Here is a 7,262-nt window from a genome sequence, read left to right on the forward strand (position 1 = left end):
TCCTATCAAAATGCAATTTAAAAAGCTCAAGAATGCCTATAAAGATTAGGGTATCTTGAACTTATGAGATAGCGAGTTAATTATTTCTTTGCTTTCTTTGTTAAATATAAAATACCTATACAAGAGGCTATGATAGGAGTAGAAACAAGCAAGGCATCAGCGAATCAAATGGGGGTAATAATCAGGAAGTGGAGTCCATTTCTCCAGATCCTTTTTTTAACCGATACCTTCATGGGGGGGAGCTCTAAAAAGTTAACGGCATCTTTCTTTTTATGTTAATTTTACTACGATGATGATGTGAAAATAAAAAATATATTTTCATTCACAAAGGCTATTCCAAAAATAGAAAAGCGATGAACAAAGGCTTTCTTTTATTGAAAGTTTTCACTTGTGAAATATGGTGATAAAGTTCTTTAGCATGATACTTTATTTTCTTCACTTTTTCCTATATAATGCTAAAGGATATTAGGAATGATGAAGAGGTGTAGTGTATGAATATCATAAAGAGAAGTGGAAAGGAAGTTGTCTTCGACGCATCAAAAATTGAGGATGCTGTCTGTAAAGCAAATCAAAGTGTCACCCATATTTACCAGATGAGTGGTGAACAGATTGCTCAGATCGTAACAAATGTCACGGCATATTGTCAGCATCTGAATCGCAGTGCTACCGTAGAAGAAATTCAAGATAAGGTAGAAGAAGAAATCATGAAGCAGTCGGCTTTTAAGGTGGCCAATAATTATATTACTTACCGATATAAAAGGGAATTGGTAAGAAAGTCAAATTCAACAGATAAACAGATCTTAAGTTTGTTGGAATTTGAGAATGAAGATGTGGCACAAGAGAATTCTAATAAGAATCCTACCATTTCCAGCGTACAGCGTGACTATATGGCAGGAGAAGTAAGCAAGGATATTACGAAGCGTTTTTTATTGCCTCCGGAAATTGTAGAAGCACATGAAAAAGGTATTATCCATTTCCATGATTCGGATTATTTTGCTCAGCATATGCATAATTGTTGTTTGGTAAACTTAGAGGATATGCTGCAGAATGGTACGGTCATTGGGGAAACGATGATTGAAAAGCCACATAGCTTTTTAACAGCTTGTAACATCGCAACCCAGGCGATTGCACAAATTGCCTCTTGTCAGTATGGCGGGCAAAGTATCACCATGTCACATTTAGCACCGTTTGTACAGATCAGCCGTGAAAAATTCCAAAGGGAAGTACGTCGTGAAATGGAAACAACCGGGGTACAGGTAAGCGATGAAATTATCAATGAAATTGCAGAGCTGCGTGTAAAGCGTGAAATCAAACAAGGGGTACAGACAATTCAATATCAGGTCATTACGTTGATGACAACGAATGGACAGGCACCATTTATTACCATGTTCATGTATCTGAATGAAGTACCGGAAGGAAGACTGCGCGATGATTTGGCTTTGATCATTGAAGAAATGTTAAATCAGCGTATTCAAGGTGTAAAAAATGAACAGGGCGTTTATATTACACCGGCATTCCCAAAACTGATTTATGTATTGGAAGAAGATAATGTGAGCGAAGGAAGCAAATATTGGTATCTGACAAAATTAGCTGCAGAATGTACGGCAAAACGCATGGTTCCAGATTATATTTCCGAAAAGATCATGAAACAGCTGAAGGATGGCAATTGCTATACATGTATGGGATGTCGATCTTTCTTAACTGTATATAAGGATGAAAATGATCAATATAAATTCTATGGTCGTTTCAATCAAGGTGTTGTAACCTTAAACCTAGTGGATGTTGCTTGTTCCAGTGGAAAAGATATGAAGGAATTCTGGCGTATCTTGGATGAGCGTTTGGCATTATGTAAGGAAGCCTTGATGTGTCGCCATAATCGTTTAAAGGGAACACCAAGTGATGTGGCACCTATCCTTTGGCAGAATGGCGCTTTGGCCCGTTTAAAGAAGGGAGAAACCATTGATAAATTGTTATTTAATGGATATTCCACGATTTCTTTAGGCTATGCTGGCTTATGTGAAATGACACGCTATATGACAGGAAAACCTCATACGGATCCAGAAGCTACTCCATTTGCGTTAGAGGTTATGCAGTATTTGAATGATGCATGTGCAAAATGGAAGGCTGAAGAAAATATTGACTTCTCTTTATATGGCACACCATTAGAATCTACGACATATAAATTCTCAAAATGTTTACAGGAACGTTTTGGCATCATTGAAGGTGTAACGGATAAAAACTACATAACAAATAGCTATCATGTCCATGTGACGGAAGAAATCAATGCATTTGATAAATTGACTTTTGAGTCACAATTCCAGAAGCTATCTCCAGGTGGAGCAATCAGTTATGTGGAAGTACCGGATATGAAGAATAATATAGATGCTGTTTTAGCTGTTATGCAGCATATTTATGATCATATCATGTACGCTGAATTAAATACAAAGAGTGATTATTGTCAGGTTTGCGGCTTTGATGGAGAAATCCAGATCATTCGTGATGAGCATAATAAGCTTATCTGGGAATGTCCACACTGTCATAACCGTGATCAGGATAAGATGAATGTTGCCAGAAGAACATGTGGTTATATCGGTACACAGTTCTGGAATCAAGGAAGAACGCAGGAAATCAAAGAACGTGTCTTGCATCTGTAGGAGCAATCGCCATGTATTATGGAGCAATTAAAAAGTATGATATAGCCAATGGTCCCGGAGTACGCGTTAGTTTGTTTGTATCCGGATGTACAAATCGCTGTGCGCATTGTTTCCAACCGGAAACATGGGATTTTACCTATGGACAGCCATATACAGAAGAAAGTGAACAAGAAATACTGCAGGCATTGGCCTCTCCTTATATTAAAGGCTTAACAGTACTTGGCGGGGAACCGTTTGAATTCGAGAATCAAAAAGTGTTGGTAAAGCTATTAAGAAAAGTGCGCAAAGAATTGCCGGAAAAAGATATCTGGTGTTTTACCGGTTTTACATTGGATGAAGATTTAATTGTGCAAGGGAAACGATATGGCGAGGATACCGATGAAATGCTCTCGCTTATTGATGTGTTGGTCGATGGACGTTTTATCGAAGAGTTAAAGGATATTACTTTACGTTTCCGTGGTTCTAGCAATCAGCGTCTGATTGATATGAAGAAAACCAGAGAGTGTCATCACATCGTATTAATGGATGAGAAAAGATAGTGTATATAACTGTGAGTGAAGCTGATTTGCTCACAGTTTTCATATTATCTTTGTGAAAAACTTTGATAAGAAAACTTTCTGTATCTTTTGTGATAAATATGATATAGTAAGTACTATCAAAAAGTGAGGTGCGTTATATGAAAAAATATATGTTATTTATCATACCGGTATATCTGGTATATGTTTTCGGATATTTCTATGTCGTATTACCGCCATTAAACTGGCATGCGCCAGAGTTTTGGCAGTTTCTGATTTTTACCGTAGGACCAATCTTAATTATCACCCTGATTTTCTCTTTAACCAATCAGGGAATGCATGCATTTGATAGATTAAAAGGCAAATTCATAAAGCAGACGGTACATGATGCAACAGCAAAAACAAGCAATTGGAAAACCGCGGCAAAACTAAGTGCGATTGCTTTAGCCATCATGATTATCTTTCCTTTTGCGTCATCCTTAATCAGTTCAAAAATCTTCCATGCAAAAGAATATGCAAACCGTATTGCGGTGAAGGATGTAAAGTTTAAGGAAATTCCGGAAGTGGATTTCAAAAAGACACCCATCATTGATCGAGATAGCTCAATACGTCTGGGTGATAAGGTAATGGGCAATATGAGTGAATGGGTATCACAGTTTAATGTCAGTGATGAATATACACAGATTTCTTATAAAGACAGTGTGTATCGCGTGACCCCGTTAACCTACAATGGTTTCATTAAGTATTTTAAAAATAAAGGGAACGGGATTCCTGCTTATATCACGGTAGATAGTACAAGTGGAAAAACATCTTTGGTAAAATTAAAGGATTTGGGATTGGATGGAATGAAATATGTCCCATCGGCAATGTTTAATGAAAATCTGATGCGTCATTTACGTTTCCAACATCCAACTGAAATCTTTGGTTCTCCTTCTTTTGAAATTGATGAAAAAGGAAGACCTTGGTATATTTGTTCGACCTATACCTATAAAGGGGTAGGGGCGAAGAAGAGTGTAACAGGGGCAATTTTCCTTGATCCGATTACCGGTGAAAGTACAAAATATGATAAAGGAAAGATACCGACATGGGCTGACCGTATTTTCCCTGAATCACTGGTTATTAATGAATTAGATGAAAATGGTAGTTTGCAAGGCGGCTATTGGAATTCCGTGTTTGGACAAAATGGTGTGACCTTAACAAGTGAAGGCTATAATTATTTAGAAAAAGATGGCGATATTTGGCTGTATAGTGGTATTACATCTGCGAATGCCGATGAGTCCAACTTAGGCTTTGTATTAGTGAATCTGAGAACTCATGAAGCAATGAAGATTGCGACGGCCGGAGCAAATGAAACCAGCGCTATGAAGAGTGCACAATCCGAAGTGAAAAACTATGGCTATGAGTCTACTTTCCCATTATTGATCAATATCAAAGGCAACCCAGTGTATTTAATGTCATTGAAAGACAATGGCTTGATTAAGATGTATGCGACAGTTTCAGCAGTTGATTATCAAAAGGTTGCGACCGTATCCAGTGATGAAGGCTTGGATGCCTTGTTTAAAAAGACTTTGAACCTGTTAGGTACGTCCAGTGACAATATCAGTGCCGAAAGTATGAAGACGGCAACGATTGTGGTGAAATCTATTGAAAAACTAAATGTGGAAGGAAATACATTATATTATATTCAGGCAGAGAACAATGAAATCTTTAAGATCTCCTTTACAACGAAATATGAGAATCAGCTGGTATTCTTAAAACCAAAGGATAAGCTGAATATCACTTATGTTGATACGGAAGGAATTAAAACGATTAAAGAAATTAAATAAGCAAGGAAGTGGAGCAATCATCTAAGCAATAGGATGAAAGCTTCACTTTTTGTTATGCTTGTATGCTTTAGCAACCATACACTATGCAAAACACTGTAATCGCGTTTTCTAGGTTGAGTATGATGAGAAAGAATAGGTGGCTCTATCAAAATATAAGCAGAAAGCTCATAAGTTATTTAACAATATGATGTTTCTTTCCAATGAGCAAGAATCAAATGACTATTTTCTTTGAACAACTGTTCATCGTCTGCGATATCTTGTATAATAATAGAAAGAAATAGGAGGCTGTTATGGAGCAAATAAAAGAAGAAAGTTTGGCGTTTTCACAATCACCGCTATGTCCGATTGCGGCAGATGTTATCAGTGATGGTGAAAGCATCTATTTCTATATGTATGATTTGGATTATGAACAACAGCGTTTAATTGCCCGCAGTGCGTGTTGGGTCAAAAATCTGAAAGCAGCACCGGATGCGTTTGATCAGGATGCGATTGCTAAGGATCATCAGCCTATGCTGCCAAAGCAATTTTTGCAGGATCCAACAGATATTTCACCTTGGGATGAAGACAATATTGAAATTGTTTGGAGCAAAGAAGGGCATATCGCAGCTTTATATTATCAAAAAGAGCTCTACAGCATTATCCCAAGCTGGGCTGATGGAAAAAGTTTTAGCGGGTATACTCGTAATTTGAAAGAAAATACGATGGTAGGATGGAAGCTGATGGATGCTTATGAAGCTTTAGCACCACGCATGCAGGCAGGTAAGGCCTTCTGGGCACAGGAATTTAATGAGGTATGGAAAGCTTATCATACACCTTACTTTGAAGATTTGTGTAAGATCTTTGGCAAGGCAAGCAACTGTTATGATTTGCATAAGGATCAATTTCCAAGCCGTCTGTTAATGACCTTTGAAAAGGATGAAGTCCTATATGCATTTACAATTGGTGTGGGAATGTTTGCGATGCCAAATGCAGATAGCTATTATGATGATTATGAATCTTATGCACGTAGTGAGTTTGCTATCGCCTTAAGAAAAGATGTATATAGCGCAGATGAGCAAATGGAAGTCTTTGCAAAAATTGCCGGTTTATGCGAGCTGCCTTGGAAACAAATGGATTGTCTGGCTGATCAGCATACCTTGGATATGCAGTTTCATGATACATCGTATTGCATATTGTTAGATGATGATCATTTTGCCGACGCTTTAGCTTTATCAATTAAAAAACAAGGTGTCCATCTGACATGGATTCATCCAATTACACAAGAAGAGTTTAAACAAACAAAGGATGAACAGCAAAAAGCTGTTTTATTGGGAAAACTGATACAGGAACCCCATACACGATAGGAGGAACACATATGAAAACAATTGGATTTATTGGCTGTGGCAATATGGGAAAAGCTATGGTAGAAGGCATTATGAAGGCACAGTTAGTGGATGGCGATCATATGATCGTCAGTAATCAGCATCCAGAGAAACTGGAAACATTAAGCAGAACTTATGATTTATATATCAGTGACAATGAAACCGTAGCCTGCAATGCGGATATTTTATTTCTTGCTGTCAAACCGCATATGTATGGCAAGATTATTGAAGAAATACGAGAGCATGTGAAACCAAATGCAATCATGGTGAATATCGCTGCCGGTGTTACCTTAGCAGATCTGTATGCAATGTTTCATCGTAAGGTGAAAGCAGTAAAAGCGATGCCCAATACCCCTGCTTTTGTTGGTGAGGCAATGAGTGCACTAGCGTTTGGAGAGATGATGAGTAAGGATGATAAAGAAGATATCATTGATATCTTTGAAAGCTTTGGACAATGTGCAGAAGTACAGGAGTCAATGATGGAGGCGGTAACGGTAGTCAGTGGTTCTTCACCGGCATACATGTTTATGATTTTGGAAGCTATGGCAGATGAGGCGGTGTTAGAGGGCATGCCGCGAAAAGATGCTTATAAATTTGCGGCACAAGCCATGCTTGGTTCTGCTAAAATGTTATTAGAAACCGGGAAACATCCCGGCGAGCTTAAAGATATGGTTTGTTCACCGGGCGGTACGACCATTGAGGCTGTCATGAAAATGGAAGAAAAAGGTTTGCGTAGTGCCATCATGGAAGGTATGCGAGCTTGTGCGGATAAAAGTCGTAAGATGACAAAGAAATAACGAAGATAGGGATGAATGATATGATCCCTCTAAAGTAGACAACGGAAATAAATAAAAGGTTGTTTATGAAAGGAGGGATCTTTTCTTATGGGAAGGAAAAGCAAATACA

Annotated in this window: 5 protein-coding genes; all 5 read left to right on the forward strand. The window is 38.0% G+C overall.

Annotation, left to right across the window (positions count from 1 at the left end):
* Positions 1 to 491: 491 nt before the first annotated feature.
* The 5 genes from nrdD (at position 492) to proC (ending at position 7,153) form a co-directional block, all read left to right on the forward strand.
* Positions 492 to 2,654, forward strand: a complete 2,163-nt coding sequence (gene nrdD, locus EDD61_RS09460) for an anaerobic ribonucleoside-triphosphate reductase (protein WP_132225143.1) — start codon at positions 492 to 494, stop codon at positions 2,652 to 2,654.
* An 11-nt stretch (positions 2,655 to 2,665) separates the two neighbouring features.
* Positions 2,666 to 3,193 carry an anaerobic ribonucleoside-triphosphate reductase activating protein gene (gene nrdG / locus EDD61_RS09465; protein WP_008978156.1) on the forward strand — a complete coding sequence of 176 codons (528 nt, stop codon included), beginning with the start codon at positions 2,666 to 2,668 and terminating at the stop codon, positions 3,191 to 3,193.
* Positions 3,194 to 3,330: 137 nt separating this feature from the next.
* A complete protein-coding gene (locus tag EDD61_RS09470; RefSeq protein ID WP_132225145.1) occupies positions 3,331 to 4,995 on the forward strand; it encodes a hypothetical protein in 1,665 nt (554 codons plus the stop codon).
* Between the two features lie 290 nt (positions 4,996 to 5,285).
* Complete coding sequence (locus tag EDD61_RS09475; protein ID WP_132225147.1) at positions 5,286 to 6,338, forward strand: suppressor of fused domain protein; 1,053 nt, start codon at positions 5,286 to 5,288, stop codon at positions 6,336 to 6,338.
* Between the two features lie 11 nt (positions 6,339 to 6,349).
* Positions 6,350 to 7,153: a pyrroline-5-carboxylate reductase gene (proC, locus tag EDD61_RS09480; RefSeq protein WP_008978159.1), complete on the forward strand. Its 804-nt coding sequence runs from the start codon at positions 6,350 to 6,352 to the stop codon at positions 7,151 to 7,153.
* The last annotated feature ends 109 nt before the right edge of the window (positions 7,154 to 7,262 follow it).

This window comes from Longicatena caecimuris (genome assembly GCF_004341945.1).
Lineage (GTDB): Bacteria > Bacillota_I > Bacilli_A > Erysipelotrichales > Erysipelotrichaceae > Longicatena > Longicatena caecimuris.

Excerpts from the sequence above, each read along its gene's own strand:
- nrdD (WP_132225143.1), top strand. The coding sequence starts at position 492 with ATGAATATCATAAAGAGAAGTGGAAAGGAAGTTGTCTTCGACGCATCA.
- nrdG (WP_008978156.1), top strand. The coding sequence starts at position 2,666 with ATGTATTATGGAGCAATTAAAAAGTATGATATAGCCAATGGTCCCGGA.
- EDD61_RS09470 (WP_132225145.1), top strand. The coding sequence starts at position 3,331 with ATGAAAAAATATATGTTATTTATCATACCGGTATATCTGGTATATGTT.
- EDD61_RS09475 (WP_132225147.1), top strand. The coding sequence starts at position 5,286 with ATGGAGCAAATAAAAGAAGAAAGTTTGGCGTTTTCACAATCACCGCTA.
- proC (WP_008978159.1), top strand. The coding sequence starts at position 6,350 with ATGAAAACAATTGGATTTATTGGCTGTGGCAATATGGGAAAAGCTATG.